This is a genomic window from Lachnoclostridium phytofermentans ISDg, assembly GCF_000018685.1.
Classification (GTDB): domain Bacteria; phylum Bacillota; class Clostridia; order Lachnospirales; family Lachnospiraceae; genus Lachnoclostridium; species Lachnoclostridium phytofermentans.
This window is the reverse complement of record NC_010001.1, coordinates 1,573,104-1,598,229: the sequence shown is the minus strand read 5'-3', so window position 1 is coordinate 1,598,229 and position 25,126 is coordinate 1,573,104. Positions and strand designations below refer to the sequence as shown.

Here is a 25,126-nt window from a genome sequence, read left to right as displayed (position 1 = left end):
TGCTTCAAGGGAGCAGTCATCTTATTATCCTTATATGTAATTATCTATCACTAACATTAGAATCTAGTACTCCAGTAACTTCGTCTTAATAAGTAATTTAAAATAGATTATTTACCCATTCAACTATCATATCTTCAATTATTACTACATTCATTGAATTTGCATTAACTAATCTTCGATATAAATCTCTAGTGTCATCTAAAAATTTTTCTTTTTCAGTATCAGTAAACTCAACAAAAAACTTTGTCTTATTTTCATTTAATTTATTAGCTACATAATTCGAGGCTTTCGTATTATGAAATCTTAGAAGATTTAAAAAAGTTTCATAATCTGGATGTGTTTGGATAAATGTCCTCCTATCGTTTGCAACTAACGATAAGTAATTGGCTTTATCTATTTGTTTTGTTTCAATACTGTACTTTTCTTCTTTTTCTGAATCATTATCAAACATATCTTTTAATGATCTTAGTATGTCAATCTTATCCATTTTCCATATTCCTTTCCAAAACAATTTACATTATATAATAGTTTTTCATTTTTGTCTCCTAATTTTATATATTTAATATGTTAAAAAATCGTTAAAATTAAAACTAGCATGACCTTATAAATTATATTTTATAATATAAAAAAGACCAAGCAACATAATCACCTGGCCTTTTCGTATTCTTTTAAAATATCTTTAATCAAAATATGTAGATGTTCACTTTAAATTTTTAACAGTATCTAATAATAAAGGATAATCAATATAATCATCCATTACACTTATCTTCTTAGATTTTGTTTTATTCGTCATGACCACTGTAACTAATACCTTTGCTTTAAATCCATGTTTATGTACTTTAAGCTCCTTTATCCTATCAATACGCCATGTATTGGGATCATTGCTCATCTCATTGATTGTTTTCTCGATATTTACTCCCGCATTGGCAGCATTATTTACCGCTTTATTCGCTCCGGACATTGCTAAAGCAGCACCAAGTAATTGAATTGGTAATACATCTGACGTTATCGATAGATTTCGCTTCGTATATAACAAGCGATGTAAGTCGCCATCGTATAAAATATAAGTAGTAAAATTACTCATATTTTTCTTAATAAATATAACGAATATAGGGATGGACGCGATAACTGTAAGTAGCAATAACAATAGACTATATTCTTCTGAAATTGCGTCAAAAACAAACATTAAAATCATTATCGCAATTACATAAAGAAAGGAAAATAAAAATACCTTAAGCATATATGGCATCTTACCCTTTCTATCTTTTGCCCATACTCTGTTAAATTCGTTATGTGCTGCTCCTATGTTTTCTCCATTATTTTTCTTGGCTTCAACAAGTTTTTTATATTCTTCTACATTCACTTCTTATTCCTCCTTCATTTAGGTTCCTCTAATGTTAAATGCTAAACTTTCTTAAAGAATGCTTCCAACTGTCAAACCTTATTCCGGTGAATAATTTAATAAGAATTCGACGGAACTTATAAAATCGACATTATCATACATTACTCTTTTTACCATATTGTAAACAAAACTTTTACTTTGTGCAATGTCTTTTTTTGATGCGTTTTAAAATAAAAAAGCTTTTGCTTAACAGATGATTACTCACCTATCTTACAAAAGCATCTTTTATAATTTGAAACAATTAAGTGCATATATTAATTCTTCCGTTGGCTCCTAAATTTATCTAAGTTTCCTAATCTTATCTAATCAGATAATCCATATTCTACAAGCTTTCGATAAAGAGTTGCTCTTCCTATTCCAAGGCGTCTGGCAATTTCTGATTTACTACATCCCGTTTTCAACAATTCTGATATCTTCTCCATTTCAAAAGTACTTAAAGATATATCATTCTGATTTGTTTCTATGTAAAGCCCCATATCATTGATGTCGTTTAACGTAACTTCATTCTCATTCTTTCTTACAATGGACTCCAAAACTGATTCCAACTGATTGAGATTCTCCTTAAAGTTAGAACGAAAGAGGTATTCAAGCACTTCCTTATCCAAGGAAACATTATTGTTTTGATATATTTTACCGTAATAACTTAACCCTGAGTTGACCAAAAGTTGAAATAATGTCATATCGTCTTGCAGATTTGGAACTATGATTTCATTTTCTGAAATATGATAGTATAACTCTTCTAAAAACAGCCCCTTCTTGGCGAGTTCTCTTAAATCACCTGTGGAAGAAAAGATGAGTCGAACATCAGATTTGACACTTGTATTGTTATTTAACTTAATATTACCAGTTTTTATAAAATACAAAAGTCGTTCCTGAACATAGAGTGGTAAGTTCTCTACATCGTGGATTAACATTGTCCCATTATTAGCATCTCTTAATTCACCAAACTCATCAAATAAAAAAACATTTAATAAATCTCGGTACATATTATCACAAAATAGGATTTTAAGACCGTTTAGGCTTCGTTCTGAGAAATTGGTAATTCCTTTTGTAAGTAATTCACTTAGATTTCTATTCTTGCTGCTAATTAAAATTGTCTTTCCTGTCACAGCCAAGGCTTTTGATTTTTGTATAATATCACGTGGATAAATCCATTCTGCCCATTTTAATGTTACCATAGAACCTTTCTCTGATAACTGAACATTTTTCTGAACCTGATTCATCGTTTCAAACACAAACATGATTCCATATTCTTTTCCATTTACTATTACTTGTTTACTAGATACAAATCCATAGAACGAATACGATCCGCAAGATATGTATACTCTTATATTTTTTAACTCATTGTACTCACTAAAATATTCTTCAAAGATAGCATGTGGCAATAATTCTTGTAACTGTTTACCGTTTACGTTTTTACCCGATGTAAAAAGCTTCTTAAATCTGCTATTACAGTGCTGGATATTACCATAATAATCCGTAAATACAACAGCGTCTGATAGTAAATCCATCATTGCTTCACGTTCAACAATAATTTGGCTAAGAGATTGGTTTTGATTATAGTACTCGATCTTACCAGATAAAAGCTCTGCCATGTTTTCTAAAAACTCTATTGATGTATCAATTGTCTGAAACAAAGACTCTACCCGGTGCTGTGGTAATAACAAAGCAATAGCCCCTACCACACAGTCCTTATAATAAATTGGTACCCCTACAAATCCTATCATCTTACAATCTTGAAATTGTTCACATTGCCTACAGGATTTAATATCACCCTTATCCTTTACTATAACTTTTTCTTTTTTTGAAATTACCTCAGATATTAAAGATCCTACTTCTATTTCATTATATAGAGTAAAGTATCGAAATTTACTTCCTACTATTTTTAGGTTATTATCCGCGATAATTACATCGGAATCAACAGTATTTGAGATAATATCAGAAAATCTAACCACAAATTCTTTGATTGATCCAAGAATTGTTTCCAACCACATTATTTACACCTCCCAAATTTTATTATTTCATATTATAAAAGACAAATCAAGCAGAGTCTTACTTCTATAATTAACTAATAAAATTTTATGTACTTCTTTAATATACTGATATTGTTCAACGATTTTTCGGTTTAACCCTTAATGTATCTCTTTACAAAAGAAAGGGGAACTGCAAAAGTAGTCTCCCGCAGTTACCCCTCTCAACTTATTTCTGTTTCTTACGGAAACAAACCTCACAGATTGGATCTCCCTTAGCAATCGTTTTCCCTAACTCAAACTCGAAATCGGGAAATGTGCTACAAATACCTCTATCACCATCCATTGCAATATCACATAACTTTGCAATTTCCTCTTCGTCATCCGTTAATTTCTTCCATGCAGCTACTAATGGACAATAGTGGAATGTAATGTTAAATTCATCGTCCGTAACTTCTGTATCCATCTCAAAGATATTACATACATTGTCGCTGACAAACTCAGGTGCAAATGCTTTTAAGTCATCTGTCTTTGTGTATTTGCTATCGCCATGAAAACAACCACAGGCAGTAATTGCATCACTTGCAAAATCATAATCTAAACCTCTTTTTTTCGCTTCTTGCACTAAGTAATAGAACCATGTTGCTCTATGTTCAATTGCATCACGTAAATCCTTAATATGTTGTCCTCTGTCACTTGCTTCATTCTTAATCATAATTATGTACTCCTTTTCTTATTTTGTATTTTTTTTAATTTTGCTATTTATATTTTTAATCACCTAGATTAATAGCCTATTATTCACAATGTTCTTTCACAAAATCCATTAAAGTTGCAATCTGATAAGACATGGTTACTGCTCCTGGGTCAAGATGTCCAACGCCTTTATTTGCCTGATAGGTAGCTCTGCCTCTCACTGCTTCCATATCCCTGGTGCTCTCAGCACCATCAATTGCAGCTTGTTTTACTTGATCTGCTGTCACTTTTTCATCAAGTCCCTGTGCGATACAAGCCTGATAACATTCTACTGCAGGGGCCAAACAATCAATCATTGTCTTCCAGCCCTTCTGTGCATTACCTCTGGATATAATTGCCTGTAACATTGCATCTAACACCTGACATAATTCTTCATTACCAATCGACTCTTTTTCCTTCAATACCTTAGCCGCAGCCAGATAAGCACTTCCATAAAGTACACCGGAAGAACCACCGATTACTGACATCATAATTGTTCCAATCTGCATAAACTCCTCAAATACGCTCTTTTGCTCTAACTCTTCAGCAACTTCAACTAATTTTTCAAAGCCCATATTGATATTGGTCCAGTGATCTCCATCTCCAGTTGCGCTGTCTAAAGCAGTAATATAATCACCCTTAGAATAAATTAATTCATAGGTTTTTCTAATATAATCAGCATAATCTTTACTTGTTAATTGAAATCCCATCGCATTCACCTCTTAATTAATCGTAAGACCAGGAGTATTACAAGGTGCATCCAGTAATTCCTTAAGCTCATCATCTAGTTTCATTAAAGTGATAGAACATCCGCTCATATCAAGTGCTGTCATGTAGTTCCCAACCAATGTCTTATATACCTTGATATTCTGTTCTGCTAATAATTCTTGTACTTCTTTATTGAGAATATATAACTCCATAAGTGGTGTGCCGCCAAGACCATTTACTAATAAAGCCACTTCGCTGTTAGAGAAGTCATAATCCACTAAAATCTTATCTAATAAAATCTTCGCTACTTCCTTTGCAGTCTTTACAGTTGTACGCTCCACACCTGGTTCTCCGTGAATTCCCATACCGATTTCTATTTCATTTTCTTCAAGTACAAATCCAGGCTTTCCTACTGCTGGCAAGATACAAGGAGTCATTGCCATTCCCATACTCCTGATATTTGCGATTGCTTTCTCAGCAGCTGCTTTTACTTCCTGCAAATCAGCGCCACTCTCCGCTTTTGCTCCTGCAATCTTATGAACAAATACAGTCCCTGCTATACCTCTGCGTCCTGTGGAATAAGTACTGTCCGGAACAGCGACATCATCTCTTACAACAACACTTTCTACCTCGATGTCCTCAAGCTCTGCCAAATCCTTAGCAAGTCCGAAGTTCATAATATCACCAGAATAATTCTTGATTACCATCAAAACGCCTTTACCTGCATCTGTCTGCTTAATACCTTCTATAATCCTGTCTGGACTTGGCGAGGAAAATACATTACCAGAGATAGCAGCATCTAACATACCTTTTCCTACATATCCTGCATGAGCCGGCTCATGTCCTGCACCACCACCTGATATTACTGCAACTTTGTTGCACTTTTCTCTTCTTGCAATTACTTCTAGTTTTTCTGTATAAACTAACTCAGGATGTGCTAGCTCCATGCCTTTGAGAAGTTCTGACACAACCTTCGTTGGTTCATTAATAATCTTTTTCATATTTACCTCCATTCCTTTCCTTTCGTGTTATGCATGACCCAAATATGCTTTTCTTACTCTAGGATCTGCTGCGATTTCTTTGGCATCGCCTGACATGGATACCACACCATTTTCAAGTACATAAGCACGATTTGATACACTAAGTGCCATATTGGCATTTTGTTCAATCAATAGGGTAGTAACCCCTTGTGAGTTGATTGATTTTATTAAGTCAAAGATCTGTAATACGATGTTGGGTGCAAGTCCTAAAGATGGCTCATCCAATAAAAGCAATTCTGGATTACTCATTAAAGCACGTCCAATCGCTAACATCTGCTGCTCACCACCAGACATTGTACCTGCACTTTGTTTATATCTTTCCTTCAGCCTTGGAAATAGCTCATAGACACGTTCATAACCTTCTGCTATCTTTTTCTTATCATTTACAATGTAAGCTCCAAGTCTCAAGTTCTCTTCTACCGTTAAACTTGGGAATACTTCACGTCCTTCTGGAGAGATACTAATTCCCGTTTTTGTAATATGATAAGGAGCTGTATTAGTTATGTTATTTCCCTTAAAGGTAATGGTACCGCTTTGTGCCTTTGCGATGCCTGTAATAGTGCTTAGTAAGGTTGACTTTCCAGCACCGTTACTACCAATCAGAGAAACGATTTCTCCCTTGTTTACCTCAAGGTCTATCCCCTTAAGAGCGTGTATATTTCCATAATAGGTATGTAACTTTTCTACTTTAAGCACCGGTACTAACACCTCCTAAGTAAGCTTCAATTACCTTTTCATTATTAGCAATTTCCTTTGGTAAACCATGTGCAATTGGTTTTCCGTGGTCAATAACATAAATACGGTCCGATATATTCATAACTACGCTCATATCATGCTCAATTAAAATAATGGTATAACCCTGTTTTTGCAAGCTTCTGATAAACTGAAGAAGTTCCGCAGATTCTTGTGGATTCATACCTGCTGCCGGTTCGTCTAACAAAAGTACCTTCGCTCCAGTTGCTATTGCTCTTGCGATTTCTAATTTTCTTTGGTCTCCGTAAGGAAGATTCTGCGCATAATCATCCCTGCGATCATCTAGCCCTATGGACTTAAGAATTCGAATTGCAGTCAGTACTTTCTCATCTTCCTCTCCACGAAATCTTCTCGTACGTAACACAGAATCAAGAAAACTATATTTTGTCTTAATGTGAGTGCCAACTAATACATTCTCAACTACTCGAAGGTCCTGGAATAAGCGGATGTTTTGGAAAGTTCTCGAAATACCAGCTTTCACAACTTCCTGAGGTTTATGATTATGGATTGCGCAGCCATCGAATATAATCTCACCCTCATCTATGGTATAGACACCAGTTAACATATTGAATATTGTTGTTTTTCCAGCACCATTTGGTCCGATAATACTAACAATTTCTCCTTCGTTAACTTCAAAGCTGACCTTATCAACGGCGACAATACCTCCAAATCTCTTTGTAATGCCATTCACTTGTAAATAAGCCATAATGTTTTCTTCCCTCCTTCCACCTATAGACTGCTACTTTCCTGATATTGATTCGCATCTATTTCTAGCTGCTTCTTTACATTCTTAGATAATCTATATGGAATCTGCGATCGCCAGCCTAGTAGACCTTGTGGGCGGAACCTCATCATAAGAATCAAAATAAGTCCATATACTACGAAACGGTAATCCATTAAAGATCTTGATACTTCAGGAAAAGAGATTAATATCAAAGCACCTACAAACATGCCTCGTATCGTCCCCATACCACCTAAGATCACAATACTTAAAATTAAGGTTGAAACATCAAATGTAAATGTATTCGGATCAATATATCCAATTAATGTTGCATATAAAGCACCTGCTACAGCACTAATCACAGCGGATAACACAAATGCTAATACCTTATAATAGGTAACGTTAATCCCCATCATAGTACCGGCCATTTCATCCGTTTTGATTGCTAAGAATGCTCTACCAGTACGTGATTTATAAACTAAATAGCAAAATACTGTAACGATGAGTAGCATTGCTAACATTAAATAATAAAGTCCGTGATTTGCAATGGTTAACTTAATCCCGAAAAGCTTGGGACTAGGGATATTCTTAACACCAAGAGTACCATTCGTTACTGAATCCCAGTTCATTGCAATGGTTTTAACAATTTCACCAAACCCCAGTGTTACAATGGAAAGATACGTTCCTGATAATCGTAACGTTGGTAATCCAAGCAAAAGTCCCGCTAATGCTGCTACTACCATACCAACGAGGATGGATAGGAAAAATCCAAATCCTAATTTGGTTGCCAAAAGTGATGCTGTATAGGCTCCAATTGCTACGAAACCTGCATGTCCTAAGGATACTAATCCTGTGTATCCAACCAAGATATTAAGGCCTAGCGCCAACATGATATAGATACCAATTTTTACAGAAATCGTTAAAATATAACGGTCCGAGATTATCTTTGGAAACACTAAGAGTAATACTCCACAAAGGATAGCAAGCGGAACTTTATAAAGATTCACATTATATTCTATGTAATAAACAAAATTTTTCTTTACTGACTGACTTTTGTTTTCTTTGCGTTCTTTTCCATTCATGCCCTTATACCTTTGTTATACCTTTCTTGCCAAATAAGCCGTTAGGTCTTACAATTAGCACAATAATTAAAATAACAAACGCCATACAGTCTCTATAGGTAGAACCAAGGAAAGTTGCTGCCATACTCTCAGATACACCTACTAACAAACCACCAACTAATGCTCCCGGAATGCTACCGATACCACCAAGTACTGCTGCTGCAAACGCTTTTAATCCTGCCATATATCCCATGTTAGGATATACAATCTGGTAATACCCACTGATTAAGGCCCCTGCTATCGCTGCAGAAACTCCACCGAGAAAGAAAGTAAATGAAATTACAAAATTAACATTAACACCCATAAGATTAGCTGCTTTTGGATTTTGCTCACAGCCACGCATCGCAAGCCCAATCTTAGTCTTCTTTACTACAAGAACAAGAAGTAACATCAGTCCTAAGGATACGATGCAGATGCAAATCTGTGTCCATGTAATTTGAATATTTCCGATAGAAATAACACCGAAATTAAAAAGTGCTGGGAAAGCTTTTTTCTCACTACCAAAAAAAACAGTTAATAAATTCTGAATTATATTAGAAATACCAATTGTTGTGATAAGGGACGCTATTGGAATTGAATTCTTTTTACGCAAAGGTTCGAGCGCAGTTTTATCAATTAATACGCCTAATAATCCGGTGAATACCAAACTAAGTAAAACTGCTGGAACTATTCCTAAATTCATACTGACAAGCAAAAGAGCCGTGTGAGCACCAAAGGCATATATGGAACCGTGAGAAAAGTTTACCAGACGCAATATGCCAAATACTAAGGAATAACCAACTGCGAGCAGTGCATAACACATTCCAAGCGTTAGGCCATTAAATATCTGTTGTCCAATCATTTATTCACCTTTATGGGGCTTAGCAAAACCATAGGTATATAACAAACTATTCCTTTTTGCCAGCCCCCCTTTCTTGTCTATCTAGCCTAGTTCATCTTTACAAATTTTCCACCTTGAATTGTTACTTTAACAAATTGCTTATTTACATTACCATTTTCATCAAACTTCGTCTGACCTGTTACACCTTCATAATCTACCTCTGCTAATGCATTTCGAACAGCTTCTTTATCTGTGGAACCTGCTTTTTCAATTGCAGATAATAACATACCAACGGAGTCATAAGCTTGTGAAGTTAAAGCACTTGGTTTGTTACCAAATTCTTTTTCAAAAGCACTAACATAGTTTTTTATCTTTTCATCCTTAGATTCAGAGAAGAAGATAACTGGGAAACATACACCTTCTATTGCTAAGCCGCCAAGTTCGATTAATTGTTGGCTATATGAATTAGAGAAACCAACTACCTTAATATCAGGATTAATCTGCTTATATTGCTTTGCAACAGGAGCTACAAGATTGTACATACCAGCGCAGATTACTACATCGGCTCCTGCCTGATTTAATTTTGTGATTGCTGGGCTATAGTCATCAGACCCTTCTACTACTTCTTCATGTGCTACGATAGAAACACCATCTATACCAAGTTTTTCAACTAACTCTTTGATAATCTTTGACGTGTTTGTTCCCCAGTCTGTCTTAATAGAAATAATACCAATTTTCTTCTTTCCAAGGTCATTCACTGCGATATCAATACTTGCTGCTGCCTCGGCGCTGATAACCGTATTATTTCTAAATATGTAATCACCCACTAAACTATAGTCTGGATGAGATGCGGAAGGAGAGATCTCAACCAATTTATTCTCTTGATAAATTGGTGCTGCTGTTAAACATACACCAGAAGAGAAATGTCCGATAACACCTGCAATATCACCCTCACTGACGATCTTTTGAGCAATGGTTGCTGCTTCTTCTGAGGAATTTTTATCATCGTACTGTACGATTTTAATCTGTTTTCCTAATACTCCGCCTTTTTTATTCCATTCATCTGCCATCATCTTTGCTGCATTGGTAAATCCTATACCATATTCTGCATTATCGCCAGTCATTGGTCCTGCTACAGCTATTTTGATGGTTTCTGCACTAGAACTATCCCCCGATGTTGTTTTTCCTTTGTTTCCACACCCCGTCATACTTGAAACTACAATAGCCACTAATGAAATCAACCCAAATACTCTTTTTAATTTTCTCATATACCTCGTCCCTTTCTAACATTTCATTTTAGTTTTCTTTGTGCTTCTTAGTTTAACATTATTTTTACTATTACTTCGTCCGTCTCCTGCATTCCCTCCTTTGCTAAAGTTACCACTCCGTCAATCGTCTTTTGAATCGTATCCTTTACAATACCATCGCCAGATAGAAAGCCTTTCCCCTTTAGACTTATCATTGTAGCAACAATTGCTGCATCTACTGCAGACGCAATCTTAGCTGCACAGGAGGACTTTGCCCCATCACAAACTATTCCTGATACATTTGCTAGCGTATTGATGATAGTCTGGTTAATTTGTTCTTCGTTTCCACCGTATAGATAGGTAATTCCTGCACCTGCTCCTGCAGCTGCGCTTACCGCCCCACAATAAGCTGATAATCTTCCAATTTCAGATTTTTGGTATATTGCAATCAGATTACTGATTATAAGGGCCCTTAGAATTTTTTCATCCTCTACATCTAACATCTTTCCAAATTCAATGACTGGAAGAGATACTGTCATTCCCTGATTACCACTACCTGAATTGATGATTACAGGAAGTTCACATCCATTCATTCTTGCATCTGATCCTGCTGCCGGCATCGCCTTTGCTCTGATTTTTACATCATCACCGTAAACATCCAATAATGTTGAGCCAACATTGACACCATATGTATTACGAAGACCTTCTTTTGCAATCTTTGTGTTATATTCGATTTGTCTTTCTAAGATTGGTCTTACTTCTTCTATATCTACCTGATTAGCAAAGTCTAAGATACTCGCTACACTTAAGACACTGTAATCCACAGTACTATCATCGCAGTCTTCAATTTCTTCTTCAAAGGTAACAACGCCATCTTTTTCAATGCGAGCTATCCCTGTATGTGTTTTTACTAATTCAACCAAAGAGGAGTTCTCCCCTTTTTTCATACGTACTATAATATGCAATTTCTCTGTCGTTTGAAGAAATTTTGTTTGACAAAATCCAGTTGCTAAAAGACGTTTCGTTTCTTCTAAATCCTCTTCTGTTACCGTAGTTAGCACTTCCAGTTTTTTGTTTGCATCACCGCCAATCAAACCAACGATAGCAGCTGCTTCAATGCCTTTTAGGTTTTTTGTCATAGGGACGACTACACTCTTGGCATTTTTGATTATATTAGAACTGCATTCCACAGTAAGTTCGTCTGGCATCTCACCAAGCACCTCTCTGGCTTTTGCTGAGGCAAGTGCTATTGCTATCGGTTCTGTACACCCTAAAGCAGGAACAAGTTCGGCTTTTAGAATATCAATCATTTTTTTGTACATGTGTTCTCACCTTTTCCTTATCTTTTCTGTCTAATTGTTTTATTCAGTTATCACTGTACCAACTTGATACACTAATAATATACTAAAACAGAATGGATTTCAATATAAATTTGTGCAATTTGACCTATTTATAGTTTTTTTGTTTAATATATTTATATATATTTACCTATTCGATAATTTTCAGTGTACGATTAGTGCACTTTTACGATGTGTTTGTATCATTTTGATACATTATATTCTTGACATGTCTCATCATGAATGACTGGAACATTCATGAAATGCTTTAACTCTCAATTCTTACATATACATAACTTGAGGATTGCTATGTATAGAGGTGAAAGCCTTGGTAACCCTGTAACTATATGGTTGAGGAATCGACTCAGATATGATATAATAGCGAAGAACTTTGATAAGAAATTAAAAGGAGAATATCATGGCAGAAAAAAATCCTATTGTTACATTTGAAATGGAAAACGGTGATGTGATTAAGGCTGAACTTTATCCTGAAATCGCACCAATATCCGTAAACAATTTTGTATCTTTAATTAAGAAAGGTTATTATGATGGCCTTATCTTCCATCGTGTAATTAAAGGCTTCATGATTCAGGGTGGTTGTCCAGAAGGAAGCGGTATGGGTGGTCCTGGCTATTCTATCCGCGGTGAGTTCGCACAAAATGGATTTATCAATGATCTTAAGCATTCCGAAGGCGTTTTATCCATGGCACGTTCCATGCGTCCAAACTCCGCAGGATCTCAGTTCTTTATCATGCATAAAAATTCCCCACACCTTGATGGTGCATACGCAGCTTTTGGTAAAGTAACAGAAGGTATGGATATTGTGAACAAGATTGCTGAGACAAAGGTTGATTACAATGATCGTCCTTTGGAAGAGCAGAAATTAAAGAAAGTTACAGTTGAAACTTTTGGTGTTGAATACGACGAGCCAGAAAAGCTATAATTTATGTTTCTCTAATTAGAAAAAAATCAGTCATGGATAAATTCTATGACTGATTTTTTTATTCACTACACTAAGTTTTATAACTGATGCCATAATACCTAAATGATTACCAACCCATAATCTTTTTAATCTCTTCTGTCAACTGCTTAGCAGCTTTTTGATGTGCTACTTTACTTGGATGCCAATCTGCTCCATAGCCATCAGCCTTATCCTGCTCTGTTAGCTGAAAGGTAACTATGTTATCATCTTTCGTTTCACTTTGATAGAGGGCTACTGCTTCTTCTACCATTGGATATAGATTAGCACCCATCAGTCCTAACGCACATAATATAGTTGCATCCATATTCTTTTCTCTCACTACCTTTAGAAATTTCACATATTCGTCTCGATATTCTTCGTGACGTTTTGTTTTATCCTTACAATAAGTATTATCATTCGTACCAAGGTTAATAACTATAAGTTCTGGGATATACTTAGAAAAATCCCATGGAATATTCTCTAATAACGGCAGGTCTTTAAATGTACCAAAACATCTGGCTACACTTTGATAGTATTTTGGTACAATCTGAATCGTATCCTTTTTATCATTCTCTGTATATCCGCTTACAATACCATAACCACTATACGATACCATACTATAATCACTATTTAATGCTTTTGAAGTCAGATAAGCATATGCTTTGGTCACATCTTCAGTAGCTGTTGTAAAATGTATTAATTCACTTTCTGCATCAACACCATATCCACAAGTGATGGAATCTCCTATAAATTCGATTTTGTGTGCCAAATCCTCGGTTTTCTTAGGTGGTATATCACTATGTAATATAATTTTTTCTATTCCAATCATGGAATGAGGCGCTTCCGATATCTTTAAAATACGGACCGTAATCTCCTGTTTCTCTATGCTTTCAAAGATTTTAACTGTTTTTTGTTCTTCTCTTAAAGTATCGCAAAAAACAAGTTCTTCATTGATATACATCGCAAATCTTGCATAATCGGTGCCATTCTGTCCATGAACAGAACTATCGGAAACAATTGCGATTTCAACCAATTCAGTCTCGCAGATAAACTCGATTCCACTTCCTGATAAAGCAAGCCATCGAATTCCATCCTTAGAATAAGTTCTTCCGATTGGCTTTACGTCGCCATAATCTCCACTCCATTCACTCCTCTGTAGCATAACATTTCCTCCTCTTAATGACAGGGATTTGTTATAGTGACTTCGCCACTTTTCTATAGCTTAACAAATCCCTGATTCCGTACTTTTTAAATTAACCTTATCTGTACTAAATTCACTTGTATTAATTTTACTTGTAATAATCTTTCTTGTACTAATCTTCTTGTACTAATCTTTCTTGTACTAATCTTTTTTGTACTAATCTTCTTGTACTAATCTTTCTTGTACTAATCTTTCTTGTACTAATCTTTCTTGTACTAATCTTTCTTGTACTAATCTTTCTTGTACTAATCTTTTTTAATATAATATCAAAGTGAATTATAAAAGTAAACGAAGGAACTACCTCTTTATAGAAAATATCAAACGAAATCTCGTAAGCTGCTGCTCCTTTTCTTGATAACCAACCATTGTGGTAACGGACGTCTCTACTGCGGTATTTTCTGCTAATATTGATATGTTATCATTAGGAATTGCTGACATCCGAACATTGTTCGAACCGATTCTCATGCTAAGTCCCTGACTACATTCCTTTATTGCATTTTGTAATATCTCATTTACTGCTTTCGTATAAGGAGCCTTTTTCTCATCGATTTCTAAATCATCCGATTCTTTGGTAAGAACATTTAAGTCATCTAGCATCGATTGTGTCAGACTGTACGCCTTCATTTTCATATTCTTATCAACAACTACAACGCCAATAGCATTCAAATACTGATCTGAACTTACAAGTAAGGTACTCTTTCGAGGATTGACACTCTCACATTCAAAGAGGGTACTATGACTGTGTCCATCGATAAATAAGTCAATACCATCCACCTTGGATAATACATCGATACTATTTAAGCGACTCTTATCGTTTATACCAAGATGCCCAAGAGCAATAATTACATCCGCTCCAGCGCTCTTTAAATAACCAACCTCCATACGTGCAGAATCAACCGGGCTCATGATTGTAATATGTTCTACCTTACGTGCATCATTGAGCGTCATGGTTGCTTGCGTACTAAGTCCGAAAATTCCATAAGTAACACCATTTTTCTCAATGAGAACATGTTCTCCAAATAATAAATGATTGGTTGTCAGGTCAATCACATTTGAACCCAAAACAGGAAAATTTAATTTGTTTGCTAAATCTACAAGACGATTTGTTCCATACTCATAGTCATGGTTGCCAGTCACCATTGCATCATAACCAAGAGCATTCATTAACTTTCCAATCGTCTCTCCTTCATTATAAGTCGCTAGAGTAGTACCACGAAAGGTATCCCCCGCATCAAACAATAGAACTTCTGCTCCTGCTGCAATACAGGCATCCTTTAAAGCAGCTAACGTTGTTAACCCTACACTATTATCCTTCCCTAACTGAACTCTCCCATGAGTATCATTCGTATGCAAAATTACCGTTTTCCCCGCTAAATCTTCCAGACGAAATGCATCCCCACCAGCATATGCTTTCGTATGAGAACATAAAAATACCTGAAAAGCTACGATTACTAATATTATGGCTCTTTTTTTCACTCCGATAACACTCCTAACATCACATATTTCCATGGTATTATGTGATTAAATTAGTTAACTTATCCTATAATTTAAAGAACCTTCAAGTTATTTTATGATTCACGTATTTATTTACTTAATCACGTATCTATTCACTAAAACATGCTTTTTTACTTAGTTAACGCGCATGCTCCATTCGTGCATGTTTTTTCCATCCGCCACTAATCATACGACTAAGGAATAAGATTGCACGGAATACCCAGTCGATCGTCATCGCTACCCAAACACCGAACACACCAAGACCAAAAGTTTGAGCTAATACAAAACTAAAACCAACGCGGAAAATCCACATCGACGAAATGGAAGTAAACATCGTATACTTCACATCATTTGCAGCTCTTAATGCATTAGGAAGAGTAAATGCAGAAGGCCAAATGATAATACAACAGATACAATGATAAATAAGTAACTTCGTTGCAAGCTCTTTTGTAGCTGCTTGAGCCTCAAATAAATTTACAATTGGGTTGATACTTAACAATACGATGATATTGAGCACTAACATTGAAATACTTGCATATTTTAAAAGCTTCCATGTGTACTTCTTTGCTTCATCAAGCTTTCCTGCTCCTACACATTGGCCAACTACAGTAATCATTGCTAATCCAATCGCACTACCTGGGATGCAATTAAACGATGCTACAGAGTTACCAATAGCATTCGCTGTCATTCCAACCTCACCATACGTGGCAATCAAACTGCCTACCAAAAGCTTACCAAACTGAAAAATACTGTTCTCTAAACCATTTGGAATACCAATTTTTAGGATTCGCCGAATCATCTCCGGTTGGTAGCCTAAGCGAAAATTATATTCGATACATATGGCATTTTCTTGATTCCGTAAACGATAAATAACTATAATAGCAGCAATCATACGTGATAATAAGGTTGAGATAGCTGCTCCTGCTACTCCCATACCAAATCCAAAGATGAGGATAGAATTTCCTACTATATTAATGATATTCATCCAAAGGGATGTCATCATAGATATCTTAGAATTCCCCATTGCACGAAACAATGCAGCTCCTGCATTATATATCGCAATAAATGGGAATGATACTGCTACAATATAAAAATATGTTTTCGCATTTTGCATCGTCAGTGGACTTAATTTACCATAAATCAGATGTAAAATTGCTTCATTTCCAATCAAAGAAATAACCATTAAAATAACCGATAAAAATGCTACAGATAGCACTAACTGGTTAGCAGCCTCATTGGCTTTCTCTCTGTTTTTTTGCCCAATAAACTGTGCCGCCACGACAGCACCACCCGTTGCTAAGGCTGAGAACAGTCCTATTAAAAGCACACAGATTGCATCCACCGCAGAGATTCCTGAAACAGCCTCCTCTCCCCTTTTTGCAATCATTATGGTATCTGCCATACCAACCGTTACTGCAAGCAGCTGTTCAATAACAAGTGGAACCAATAACTTGATAAGATTTTTTTTAGTAAACATGGCTAAACCTCTCCGCTTTCTCTTCCGAAAATTACTAACACTGAATTATTATGAAGTATCTTTTACAAATATACAATAGTAGAAACACTAAAAATTATTGTATGTCTGTATTACTTTTGTAAATACTATACAAGAAAAAGTACGCTCCGCTAACTTTTTCTTGCTATGAACAGGAATAAGAACCTTCACGAACTTTTCCTTATTCTAAATCTTGCTATGAATAAAAAAGAACTATGCACTGTATCTATTATTCCCTTGTATTTATGTATTGCGTTCGTTCAAAAAACAAGAGTATGTAGATGCATTCCAAACATCTCACCTTGTTTCTACCATAGTAACCTGTTATAATAGGGGAAAAATTTCACTGGAGGACCTATGATAAAAATAATTGCTAGCGATATGGACGGGACACTACTACTAAACGGATGCCAGCAAGTTAGTGACCGTGCTATCTCTATTATAAAACAGCTACATGATAAAGATATTCTCTTTGTTGCAGCCAGTGGCCGTCAATATCCAAATCTATACCGTAATTTTAAAGATGTTGCCAAACATATGGCATTTATATGTGAAAATGGTTCCCTTGTCATGTATCAAGATAAGGTTTTGTATAAAAGTGTTATGGAGCCAAAATTGGCGAAAGAACTATTTCAAACTATATATGAACGAGAAGGTTGCGAAGTTCTTGCCTCCGGCCAAAATACTTCCTACTTACTCCCAAAAACTGATAGCTATGTTCATCGTATGAAAAATATCGTAAAGAACAACGTAGTAGTAATCAATAGTTTTGAAGAAATACCAGAAGATATCATAAAAATTTCAGTATATGAAGTAGATGGTATTTCTCATTCTGCTTCCTATTTTACCTCACTTTTTGGTAATAAGTTAAAAGCGACCATATCAGGTGAACAATGGCTAGACTTCGTTAACCCTTTCGTAAATAAAGGAGCGGCTCTAAGCCATTTATTAGATTATCTATCCCTTAGCCCAGATGAAGCAATGGCCTTCGGTGATAACTATAATGACCTAGAGATGCTCTCTTTAGTCTCCTATGGTTATGTAATGGATAATGCAGTACCTGATATCAAAAATCGATATTCTTATAAAACATCCTTAGTAGAAGATACCTTAGAGAAGTTATTATGAACAATCTAGATTTTTCACACGGACTAGCAGGTATGTAACCTACCAATTTCTACGTAATAGATTATTATTTGCCTCTAGGTGAGTAAAATCATTAAATCGTTCCAAATAAAAACGTTGATAATCCCGATCAAATCGAAGCTGTGTAATACTGGTATTCTCTAGCGATACCGCAAATAGCAGCTTCTTTGATTGAGGCATACCTAAGATGTCTGTAACAATGGAGCGGATTACTCCTCCATGAGTTACTACCGCTATTCTTTGTTTTCCAGAATGTATCATCTCTTCTAGCACATCTCTTACACGGTCGACTACATCCTGTCCACATTCTCCACCAGGGAACGGTAAATCCTCCGATAATTCCATCCGTTTCTTTTTAAAATCAGCAAATGCCATATTGTTATATTCATCACTGTTTCCAGTCATACGACCAAAATCGATTTCCCGCAGCTCTGTTCTAATACGATAATCAACATTACCTAAATATATCTTTGCAATTTCTGCGGTTTCCCTTGCCCGAAGCAAATCACTGGTGTAAAGACAATCAATCCCATATTCACTAAGCCGCTTCCCCAGAAGTTTTGCTTGTTCTCTTCCTTCTACCGCTAGATCTACATCCACGTTACATAGCTGACTACTTTGTCTACCATGTCTTATCAAAAATATGTTCATCCTAACCTCCATTCCTATGAAATTCATGCTTGATAACCAAAGCATAACTTCACGGTGTAAAAATCTATTACTCCTTACACCAACCTTCATCGCATACTAAAATAATTCTTAGAAAGTTTTAGTATTACCAAACTCATGCTGTTGCTAAAAATCGTATCCTCGGATGCAATAGACTAAGCCTTTTTATCTATAATATCCCGAAATTACGATGCATATAATTAGTACCGGCATAAGAAGGATGGTGGTATTCCCTTTTAATGTAACAAAATAAACTCTAACTTGGTATGCCAAGTCTTTATAGCTTATATGTTACCTAATCATTAAGTATTTGTCTACATAAGAATACTGCTTTTTAAGAAAGTGGAACCGAATGAATGACCATTCATATATTATAGAAGAAGGAGGTAGCTCTATGTCACAGCTAAGTAAAATTGTCTTTCTTGGCGGAGATTTAAGACAGTATTATATGATAAAACAACTTATGGAAGCTGGTTTTCCTGTGGCGGTCTATGGTCTGGACCGTGGAGAATTTGGCGACACCATATATGAAGCGACCACACTAAAAGAAGCATTATCTTTTGGGAATATTGTGATATGTCCTATTCCAGTCTCCAAAAATCAGGTAGATATCGTCTCAAAACAAACTATACCTGATTTAAATCTTGATAAGCTTAAGGAGAATTTAACGGAGGGTCATACTCTCTTCGGAGGTTGTTTTAATAAATCCATGTCAGAATTTTGTGATAAAAAAAATATTCGCCTCTATGACTTTATGGAAATTGAATCTGTAAGCATTGCGAATGCCATCGCAACTGCAGAGGGGACGATAGCAGAAGCTATTCAGCGTAGTCCTGTCAACCTACACAAAAACGAGTGCCTTGTCCTAGGCTTTGGTCGTTGTGCTAAAATTCTAGCAGACAAATTAAAAGGTATGGGCGCAAAAGTTAGTGTTGGCGCACGCAAGGAAGAAGCATTAGCTTATATAGATGCTTATGGTTATGAAAATATTCCAATTTCAGAGCTTAGCAAACATCTGCATCGTTTTCCATTTATCTTTAATACCATTCCTGCTATGGTATTAGATTCTGCACTGATAAGCTATGTACGAAAAGATGCAGTGATTATCGATATATCGTCAAAACCTGGCGGCGTAAATTTCGACTATTGCAATCAATTAGGAATCAACGCCTCTCTATGCCTTGGGCTTCCTGGAATTTATGCTCCAAAAGCATCTGCTACGATCTTAGTGACAGCTTTATTTAATTGTATTAGCGGCAGTGCCTCCTCGAAAGATTAAAAAGGAATGTGAAACTATGAAATTATCAGGTAAGAATGTTGGTGTAGCACTAACTGGCTCATTTTGTACCTTTGCAAAAACAATACAAGAAATTCAAAATATAGTGAATGAACAAGCAAATGTAATACCTATCTTTTCTTTTAATGCTCAAACCATCGACAGCCGTTTTGGTAAAGCAGCTGATTTTATGGAGCAAATTACAAAAATCACTGGAAATAAACCAGTCTTAACAATCGCCGGAGCAGAGCCACTAGGTCCTAAGGGAATGATTGATATCATGATTATTGCTCCATGTACTGGTAACACCCTCGCTAAATTTTGCAATGGCATCACCGATACTCCAGTCCTAATGGCTGCGAAAGGTCATTTGCGGAATCAAAAACCACTCGTTATTTCCTTAGCTACCAATGATGCACTCGGCATTAACTTTAAAAATGTAGGCTACATGTTAAACTGTAAAAATGTATACTTTGTACCATTTGGTCAGGATGATTTTAATAAAAAGCCGAACTCTATGATTTCTAATACCTCACTCATCATTCCGACTCTTGAGTTAGCGATGGAAGGGAAACAAATTCAGCCTATTATTGAGAGTCCAGAAGGTTAATGTTATAAGAAACGAATGTTGTATACTTTCTTTATAAACAAGTGAAAGAAATCAGTTGTATATAAAATATAATCTCCTATAAAAAAGTGAGAACACTTAAAAACCTGAAAGGTAGCGACTACGCTCCTAGGTATTTGAGTGTTCTCGTTTTAATCTATGACAAGAAAATATTCGCAAAGCATGCATTACTTGTTTGTAAATAACTTAGTTTAAACTTTCATAAGTAAAACATTGATTATATAGTAATATTAAATGTATAATATTTACATAAAAGGTATGTCAGATTCATAGTATATCAACTAATAATAATGGTCTTTGAGGTGTTTTATGGAGGATATGTTAGGCAAACTAGTGGGAAGTGGTGGCACATCTAATGTATATGAATGGGGAAATAACGAAGTTATAAAAATATATAAGCCACGTATTGAAGAAAATACAATAAATAATGAGATGTATATTGGCCAGTTCTTAAATAAATTTTCACTTAATATCCCAAAGTGTATTGGATCAATTGATTATAATGGCAAAAAAGCATTAATATATGAACGTATCTATGGTAATGTAATGGCAGAACCACTTTTAAAAGGAGTTTACGATATAGAATTAGCTAACAAATTTGCACAAATGCATTATGATATCCATAAGAAAACAATAGAAGAACTACCATCACAAAATGAATTTTTAAAAAAACGTATCCTTGAATTAAAAGACACATTGGGTGAGAAGGCTACATTATCCTTACTTAATCTGCTAGATGATATCCCTAATGATTTTAAGCTTTGTCATGGTGATTATCAACCTTTGAATATAATTGGAGAGGCTAACGAATATATCGTTATAGACTGGAATGGAGCTTGTATAGGAAATCCTATATTAGATGTTGCATGGAGCTACATGACTTTAAACTCTCCTGTTGTTGAATATTTATTAGGAGATTTAGTATCAGATCTATTTTCTAAATTTGCTAAGGACTATTTATCTTACTATTGCAAATTATCTGGAATTAAGCAGGTAAGCGTCTTGAAGTGCTTACCAATTGTTGCTACCCGTAGATTATATGATAATAATATGAATGATAATGAAAATTCGAGGATAGAGAGAGAATGGCTTTTTAGCTTTATACGAAAGATTTAACAATGCCAAAAAGCCTACAGTTTTGATATATCCTATAGTGATTAATTCAAAGAAAAGGAGGGATTCAAAATCCCTCCTGATATTTTTAAATTCTACCCCTGTTTTTCAGATATAGGAATGCTTTAACATATAGTTTAGATAAATAACCACTATTTGATATAGCTACCTTCCATCGTCTTATGAATCAAAATCTTCTTGTCAATTCGCTCTTTTAGTTCTGTTACATGCGAGATGATACCAACTAACCTATTTCCAGAAGTTAAAGAAATCAACGTTTCAATCGCCTGTTCTAAAGACTCAGAATCTAAGGAACCAAAGCCTTCATCAATAAACATCGAATCTAACTCAATACCACCTGCGTAACTTTGAATTACATCGGATAAACCAAGAGCAAGTGCTAATGCAGCCTTAAATGACTCGCCTCCTGAAAGAGACTTTACAGTCCTTTGCTTTCCGGTGTAATGATCCAGAACAAAGATTTCTAATCCACCCTGGCTTCTTAGGTTAACACTGTCTGCACGGTGAAGAGTATACTGGCTAAATGTCATCTTACGAAGTCTCTTATTTGCTTCTTCAATGACAGTATCAAAATAAAAGGCTTGTACATACTGTTCAAAAGCTATTTTCACTTTCCCTGTAAGTTCACCATTTGCTGTTTTAGAAAGTTCATTGATGCTAAGATACTTTCTTTGTATCTCTCCCTTTGCCTCCAGTTGTTTCTTCGCATCTTTGTAAATCTGATCGTTATTCCGGATTCTTCGATTTACTTCCTCTTTCTGACGTTCACATACTGATTTTTGAGCGTTAATCTCGTCACGGCTATCTTTTAGTATCTGAATATCAACGGAATCTGTTTCTTTAATTTCGTTAACCAACTTTTCTATCATTAAATGTTGTTCAGATACCTGTTTTTCGTAATCTTCGATCATTTTTTGTGTCTGTTCTATTTTATCTTCCGTCCAAAGACAAGCAAGATAGCTTTCTTCAGAATCAAAGGATGTTTCTGTCAGTTTCCTTTGATAAGCTTTCTCTTCTTCCTCTAACGTAACCTTTTGTTTCGCTTCTTTAATTTCATTGTCCTCAATAACAGCCTTTAATGCCGACCACTGAGAGCGTAATTCATGAAACTCTTTCTCTAGTCGCTCCAGATTACTGCGAAGTTGATTACTTTCCAATAGAAGGGCAGTATGTTTGTTTTCACATTCCTCTTTGGTAGCATACTTTCTTCGTTCTAAAATCTGTTCTCTGCTTCCTTCCATCTGACCTAGGACAGTAGCAATTGCTATTTTCTCTTGATTAAGGTTCTGAATATTCTGTACATTTTCTTCAAGAGCTGCAGAGATTTCTGTTGTACGTTTATTACACCAGTCTCTTCTCTCTTGATTTTTCTTAAGTACTCTGTATTCTTCGTTTTTCTGAAGGAATGCTTCTTCACTGCGAGATAATTCTTCCGTAATACGATCTTTTATTTTATCTTTGCCAAACGATTCTTCAAAAAGTTCTTCACAAACCACACATAAGTTATCCCACATCAAAGAAATCTTAGTATTTTGATTACTAACAGAAAGACTTTGCTGGTTAAGTACAACCGTTTCGCTCTCAAGTTTTACTTTCGCCTGATTTAACATAGCCTCCGTAGGCGCTTCCTTACTACATTCCGCTTTCTTTGGATGCTTGGTAGAACCACAGACAGGACACGGTTCTTCGCCTTTCAGATTCATAGCAAGCAAGCCTGCTTGTTCACGAAAATACGCTAACTCTAAGGTTTGATACTCTTTATTTGCAGTTTGATAAGAATTCTCTTTCTTAAAATACTCTTGTTGTAACACTTTTAAATTACTTGACTCTAATTCAATACGATTCAGCTCATCTAAAAGACTTTTTAGTTTCGTTATCTTTGACTTTAAATCTTTCCCTATCTGGATACATTCTAAGATTTCTTGGTCAATAGAAAGATATCCTTGAAGCTCCTTCGTAAGTTCACTATGATCACCCTTAAGTAACTTACCTTGTTCTTCAATCTTTTTCTCATTCGATACAATAGCATCCTGATTCTTAAGATTGCTTTGTATCTTTATTTCCAATTGTTTTAGATTCTCAAACTGTGCTAATTCTTCTTTACACTGATTGATGGCTATTGCAAGTTCTTCTAATCGAGCCTTATCTTTCTCATGCTCGTGATATTCTGCCTGCTTTTTCTTCGTCTCTTCCGAAACAATATCAAATCGTTTTTTCTGCTCTATAATTTCTCTAACTAAATTTTCAGTTTCAACTCTGCTTTTGTGATATGCATCTGCAACTGGTTTTACCTGATATAACGCTTTCTTTGCATTTTGAAGATCTATTTGGTTTAATTTAATCTGCTCCGATTGCTTTCTTAAATCCTCTAGAAGTAGTCTTCTTTGCTCTAATTCCTGCTTCTTTTTTTCTTGTTCCTCTACCAGCGTAATCTTCGTAGTTAGCTCAACAAGCTTACCTGATAACTCTTTATTTTCCACCTCTAAGGTATCATATCTCGATTTATCTTCCTCTAAGTCAAGCTCTAGTAACTCTAATAAGTCATTGATTTTATGAATATCCGGCTTACGCTTCCACTCTTCTAAAACTTCATTTTCTTTAGATAGCAAAATTCCCGAAAGGTACTGAACCATACTACGTTCTAGCTGGTCACACTCCCCCCTTAATTCGGAAGCCATGGACTTTAACTTCTTTTGCATTGCTTCATAATTCCCCGTTTGAAATACCTTACGGAAAATGACACCACGTTCCTCACTGCTTGCCGTAAGAAGTTTCATAAACTCACCCTGCGCAATCATGGCGATCTGCTTAAACTGCTTATAATCAATGGATAATATCTCCATGATCTCATTCGTAACCGGTTGATAGCCTGCTACCACAGAACCATCCCATTTTATCAGTGTTGCATTTGGCTTTTCCTCTGTAAATCCATCCCCACGTTTTTTTGCTCTTTGGTATAATGGATTTCTCTCAACCTCATATCGTCTACCTTTATGGGAAAATACAAGCTTAACATAGGTCTTATCATCACCTGTAGCATAATCACTGCGCATAGAATCTGTGGTTCGATTTTCTCCACTTGCACAGCCAAATAATGCAAATGCAATTGCATCAAATATCGTCGTTTTACCAGCTCCAGTATCACCACTGATTAAAAAAAGCCCTGATTCTCCAATCTTTTCAAATGGTACATTAACTTCACCTTTAAATGGTCCAAAACCACTAATTGCTAACTCAAGCGGCTTCATGAATCCTCCTCCTTTCTTTACGC

At 35.5% G+C, this 25,126-nt stretch carries 22 protein-coding genes; 5 read left to right on the top strand and 17 right to left on the bottom strand.

The features are described 5' to 3' along the window. Nucleotides 1-97: 97 nt before the first annotated feature. The 12 genes from CPHY_RS06650 to CPHY_RS06595 all read right to left on the bottom strand — a co-directional run bounded on the left by CPHY_RS06650 (nt 98) and on the right by CPHY_RS06595 (nt 11,836). On the bottom strand, nt 98-487 hold the full coding sequence (locus CPHY_RS06650) for a hypothetical protein (protein ID WP_012199299.1): 390 nt from the start codon (nt 485-487) through the stop codon (nt 98-100). Nucleotides 488-700: 213 nt separating this feature from the next. Beyond that, nucleotides 701-1,363, bottom strand: a complete 663-nt coding sequence (locus CPHY_RS06645) for a hypothetical protein (protein WP_012199298.1) — start codon at nt 1,361-1,363, stop codon at nt 701-703. Nucleotides 1,364-1,704: 341 nt separating this feature from the next. Beyond that, nucleotides 1,705-3,396, bottom strand: coding sequence for a sigma 54-interacting transcriptional regulator (locus CPHY_RS06640; RefSeq protein ID WP_012199297.1), 1,692 nt, complete (start codon nt 3,394-3,396; stop codon nt 1,705-1,707). Between the two features lie 205 nt (nt 3,397-3,601). Continuing rightward, on the bottom strand, nt 3,602-4,087 hold the full coding sequence (locus tag CPHY_RS06635; RefSeq protein WP_012199296.1) for an L-2-amino-thiazoline-4-carboxylic acid hydrolase: 486 nt from the start codon (nt 4,085-4,087) through the stop codon (nt 3,602-3,604). Between the two features lie 79 nt (nt 4,088-4,166). Then, a complete protein-coding gene (gene dhaL / locus CPHY_RS06630) occupies nt 4,167-4,814 on the bottom strand; it encodes a dihydroxyacetone kinase subunit DhaL (RefSeq protein WP_012199295.1) in 648 nt (215 codons plus the stop codon). A 12-nt stretch (nt 4,815-4,826) separates the two neighbouring features. Then, nucleotides 4,827-5,813, bottom strand: a complete 987-nt coding sequence (gene dhaK / locus CPHY_RS06625) for a dihydroxyacetone kinase subunit DhaK (RefSeq protein WP_041703301.1) — start codon at nt 5,811-5,813, stop codon at nt 4,827-4,829. A gap of 27 nt (nt 5,814-5,840) precedes the next feature. Further along, nucleotides 5,841-6,548 (bottom strand): ABC transporter ATP-binding protein, encoded by a 708-nt coding sequence (locus tag CPHY_RS06620; protein WP_012199293.1) that lies wholly within the window; start codon nt 6,546-6,548, stop codon nt 5,841-5,843. Further along, nucleotides 6,541-7,311: an ABC transporter ATP-binding protein gene (locus tag CPHY_RS06615; RefSeq protein ID WP_012199292.1), complete on the bottom strand. Its 771-nt coding sequence runs from the start codon at nt 7,309-7,311 to the stop codon at nt 6,541-6,543. The genes CPHY_RS06620 and CPHY_RS06615 overlap by 8 nt, the downstream gene beginning before the upstream one ends. A 23-nt stretch (nt 7,312-7,334) precedes the next feature. Continuing rightward, nucleotides 7,335-8,408 carry a branched-chain amino acid ABC transporter permease gene (locus CPHY_RS06610; protein ID WP_012199291.1) on the bottom strand — a complete coding sequence of 358 codons (1,074 nt, stop codon included), beginning with the start codon at nt 8,406-8,408 and terminating at the stop codon, nt 7,335-7,337. Nucleotides 8,409-8,412: 4 nt separating this feature from the next. Continuing rightward, nucleotides 8,413-9,288, bottom strand: coding sequence for a branched-chain amino acid ABC transporter permease (locus CPHY_RS06605; protein ID WP_012199290.1), 876 nt, complete (start codon nt 9,286-9,288; stop codon nt 8,413-8,415). Nucleotides 9,289-9,374: 86 nt separating this feature from the next. After that, a complete protein-coding gene (locus tag CPHY_RS06600; RefSeq protein ID WP_012199289.1) occupies nt 9,375-10,535 on the bottom strand; it encodes an ABC transporter substrate-binding protein in 1,161 nt (386 codons plus the stop codon). A 47-nt stretch (nt 10,536-10,582) separates the two neighbouring features. Further along, complete coding sequence (locus CPHY_RS06595; RefSeq protein ID WP_012199288.1) at nt 10,583-11,836, bottom strand: L-cysteine desulfidase family protein; 1,254 nt, start codon at nt 11,834-11,836, stop codon at nt 10,583-10,585. A 433-nt stretch (nt 11,837-12,269) separates the two neighbouring features. Here CPHY_RS06595 and CPHY_RS06590 point away from each other — a divergent pair, with 433 nt between their 5' ends. Next, entirely contained in the window at nt 12,270-12,794 is a 525-nt protein-coding gene (locus CPHY_RS06590; RefSeq protein ID WP_012199287.1) for a peptidylprolyl isomerase, read from the top strand. A 106-nt stretch (nt 12,795-12,900) separates the two neighbouring features. Here the strand turns inward: CPHY_RS06590 and CPHY_RS06585 are convergent, their stop codons facing one another. The 3 genes from CPHY_RS06585 to CPHY_RS06575 all read right to left on the bottom strand — a co-directional run bounded on the left by CPHY_RS06585 (nt 12,901) and on the right by CPHY_RS06575 (nt 16,984). Continuing rightward, nucleotides 12,901-13,974: an SGNH/GDSL hydrolase family protein gene (locus CPHY_RS06585; RefSeq protein WP_012199286.1), complete on the bottom strand. Its 1,074-nt coding sequence runs from the start codon at nt 13,972-13,974 to the stop codon at nt 12,901-12,903. 336 nt (nt 13,975-14,310) lie between these two features. Beyond that, nucleotides 14,311-15,489, bottom strand: coding sequence for a bifunctional metallophosphatase/5'-nucleotidase (locus CPHY_RS20675; RefSeq protein ID WP_012199285.1), 1,179 nt, complete (start codon nt 15,487-15,489; stop codon nt 14,311-14,313). Between the two features lie 157 nt (nt 15,490-15,646). After that, nucleotides 15,647-16,984, bottom strand: a complete 1,338-nt coding sequence (locus CPHY_RS06575) for an MATE family efflux transporter (RefSeq protein WP_012199284.1) — start codon at nt 16,982-16,984, stop codon at nt 15,647-15,649. 375 nt (nt 16,985-17,359) lie between these two features. Between CPHY_RS06575 and CPHY_RS06570 the strand changes: the two genes are divergently transcribed. Next, the gene (locus CPHY_RS06570) at nt 17,360-18,130 is read left to right on the top strand and encodes a Cof-type HAD-IIB family hydrolase (protein WP_012199283.1); all 771 of its coding nucleotides are present in this window, start codon (nt 17,360-17,362) and stop codon (nt 18,128-18,130) included. 39 nt (nt 18,131-18,169) lie between these two features. Here CPHY_RS06570 and CPHY_RS06565 read toward each other — a convergent pair whose 3' ends face one another. Beyond that, nucleotides 18,170-18,799 (bottom strand): histidine phosphatase family protein, encoded by a 630-nt coding sequence (locus CPHY_RS06565; RefSeq protein WP_012199282.1) that lies wholly within the window; start codon nt 18,797-18,799, stop codon nt 18,170-18,172. A 412-nt stretch (nt 18,800-19,211) separates the two neighbouring features. On the opposite strand from CPHY_RS06565, the gene dpsA reads away from it, so the two are divergent. The 3 genes from dpsA to CPHY_RS06550 all read left to right on the top strand — a co-directional run bounded on the left by dpsA (nt 19,212) and on the right by CPHY_RS06550 (nt 21,837). Beyond that, nucleotides 19,212-20,096 carry a dipicolinate synthase subunit DpsA gene (gene dpsA, locus CPHY_RS06560; protein ID WP_012199281.1) on the top strand — a complete coding sequence of 295 codons (885 nt, stop codon included), beginning with the start codon at nt 19,212-19,214 and terminating at the stop codon, nt 20,094-20,096. Between the two features lie 16 nt (nt 20,097-20,112). Beyond that, a complete protein-coding gene (locus tag CPHY_RS06555) occupies nt 20,113-20,703 on the top strand; it encodes a dipicolinate synthase subunit B (protein ID WP_012199280.1) in 591 nt (196 codons plus the stop codon). 327 nt (nt 20,704-21,030) lie between these two features. Then, nucleotides 21,031-21,837, top strand: a complete 807-nt coding sequence (locus CPHY_RS06550) for an aminoglycoside phosphotransferase family protein (RefSeq protein WP_012199279.1) — start codon at nt 21,031-21,033, stop codon at nt 21,835-21,837. A 149-nt stretch (nt 21,838-21,986) separates the two neighbouring features. On the opposite strand, the gene CPHY_RS06545 is transcribed toward CPHY_RS06550, so the two are convergent. Continuing rightward, nucleotides 21,987-25,103, bottom strand: coding sequence for an AAA family ATPase (locus tag CPHY_RS06545; protein WP_012199278.1), 3,117 nt, complete (start codon nt 25,101-25,103; stop codon nt 21,987-21,989). Nucleotides 25,104-25,126: the final 23 nt, after the last annotated feature.

Bases quoted from the DNA above. Each gene is read 5' to 3' on its own strand.
- CPHY_RS06605 (WP_012199290.1), bottom strand. From the start codon at position 9,288: ATGATTGGACAACAGATATTTAATGGCCTAACGCTTGGAATGTGTTAT.
- CPHY_RS06595 (WP_012199288.1), bottom strand. From the start codon at position 11,836: ATGTACAAAAAAATGATTGATATTCTAAAAGCCGAACTTGTTCCTGCT.
- CPHY_RS06610 (WP_012199291.1), bottom strand. From the start codon at position 8,408: ATGAATGGAAAAGAACGCAAAGAAAACAAAAGTCAGTCAGTAAAGAAA.
- CPHY_RS06585 (WP_012199286.1), bottom strand. From the start codon at position 13,974: ATGCTACAGAGGAGTGAATGGAGTGGAGATTATGGCGACGTAAAGCCA.
- dhaK (WP_041703301.1), bottom strand. From the start codon at position 5,813: ATGAAAAAGATTATTAATGAACCAACGAAGGTTGTGTCAGAACTTCTC.
- CPHY_RS06615 (WP_012199292.1), bottom strand. From the start codon at position 7,311: ATGGCTTATTTACAAGTGAATGGCATTACAAAGAGATTTGGAGGTATT.
- dpsA (WP_012199281.1), top strand. From the start codon at position 19,212: ATGTCACAGCTAAGTAAAATTGTCTTTCTTGGCGGAGATTTAAGACAG.
- CPHY_RS06650 (WP_012199299.1), bottom strand. From the start codon at position 487: ATGGATAAGATTGACATACTAAGATCATTAAAAGATATGTTTGATAAT.
- CPHY_RS06570 (WP_012199283.1), top strand. From the start codon at position 17,360: ATGATAAAAATAATTGCTAGCGATATGGACGGGACACTACTACTAAAC.
- CPHY_RS06545 (WP_012199278.1), bottom strand. From the start codon at position 25,103: ATGAAGCCGCTTGAGTTAGCAATTAGTGGTTTTGGACCATTTAAAGGT.
- CPHY_RS06640 (WP_012199297.1), bottom strand. From the start codon at position 3,396: ATGTGGTTGGAAACAATTCTTGGATCAATCAAAGAATTTGTGGTTAGA.
- CPHY_RS06590 (WP_012199287.1), top strand. From the start codon at position 12,270: ATGGCAGAAAAAAATCCTATTGTTACATTTGAAATGGAAAACGGTGAT.
- CPHY_RS06575 (WP_012199284.1), bottom strand. From the start codon at position 16,984: ATGTTTACTAAAAAAAATCTTATCAAGTTATTGGTTCCACTTGTTATT.
- CPHY_RS06600 (WP_012199289.1), bottom strand. From the start codon at position 10,535: ATGAGAAAATTAAAAAGAGTATTTGGGTTGATTTCATTAGTGGCTATT.
- CPHY_RS06555 (WP_012199280.1), top strand. From the start codon at position 20,113: ATGAAATTATCAGGTAAGAATGTTGGTGTAGCACTAACTGGCTCATTT.
- CPHY_RS06565 (WP_012199282.1), bottom strand. From the start codon at position 18,799: ATGAACATATTTTTGATAAGACATGGTAGACAAAGTAGTCAGCTATGT.
- dhaL (WP_012199295.1), bottom strand. From the start codon at position 4,814: ATGGGATTTCAATTAACAAGTAAAGATTATGCTGATTATATTAGAAAA.
- CPHY_RS06550 (WP_012199279.1), top strand. From the start codon at position 21,031: ATGGAGGATATGTTAGGCAAACTAGTGGGAAGTGGTGGCACATCTAAT.
- CPHY_RS06635 (WP_012199296.1), bottom strand. From the start codon at position 4,087: ATGATTAAGAATGAAGCAAGTGACAGAGGACAACATATTAAGGATTTA.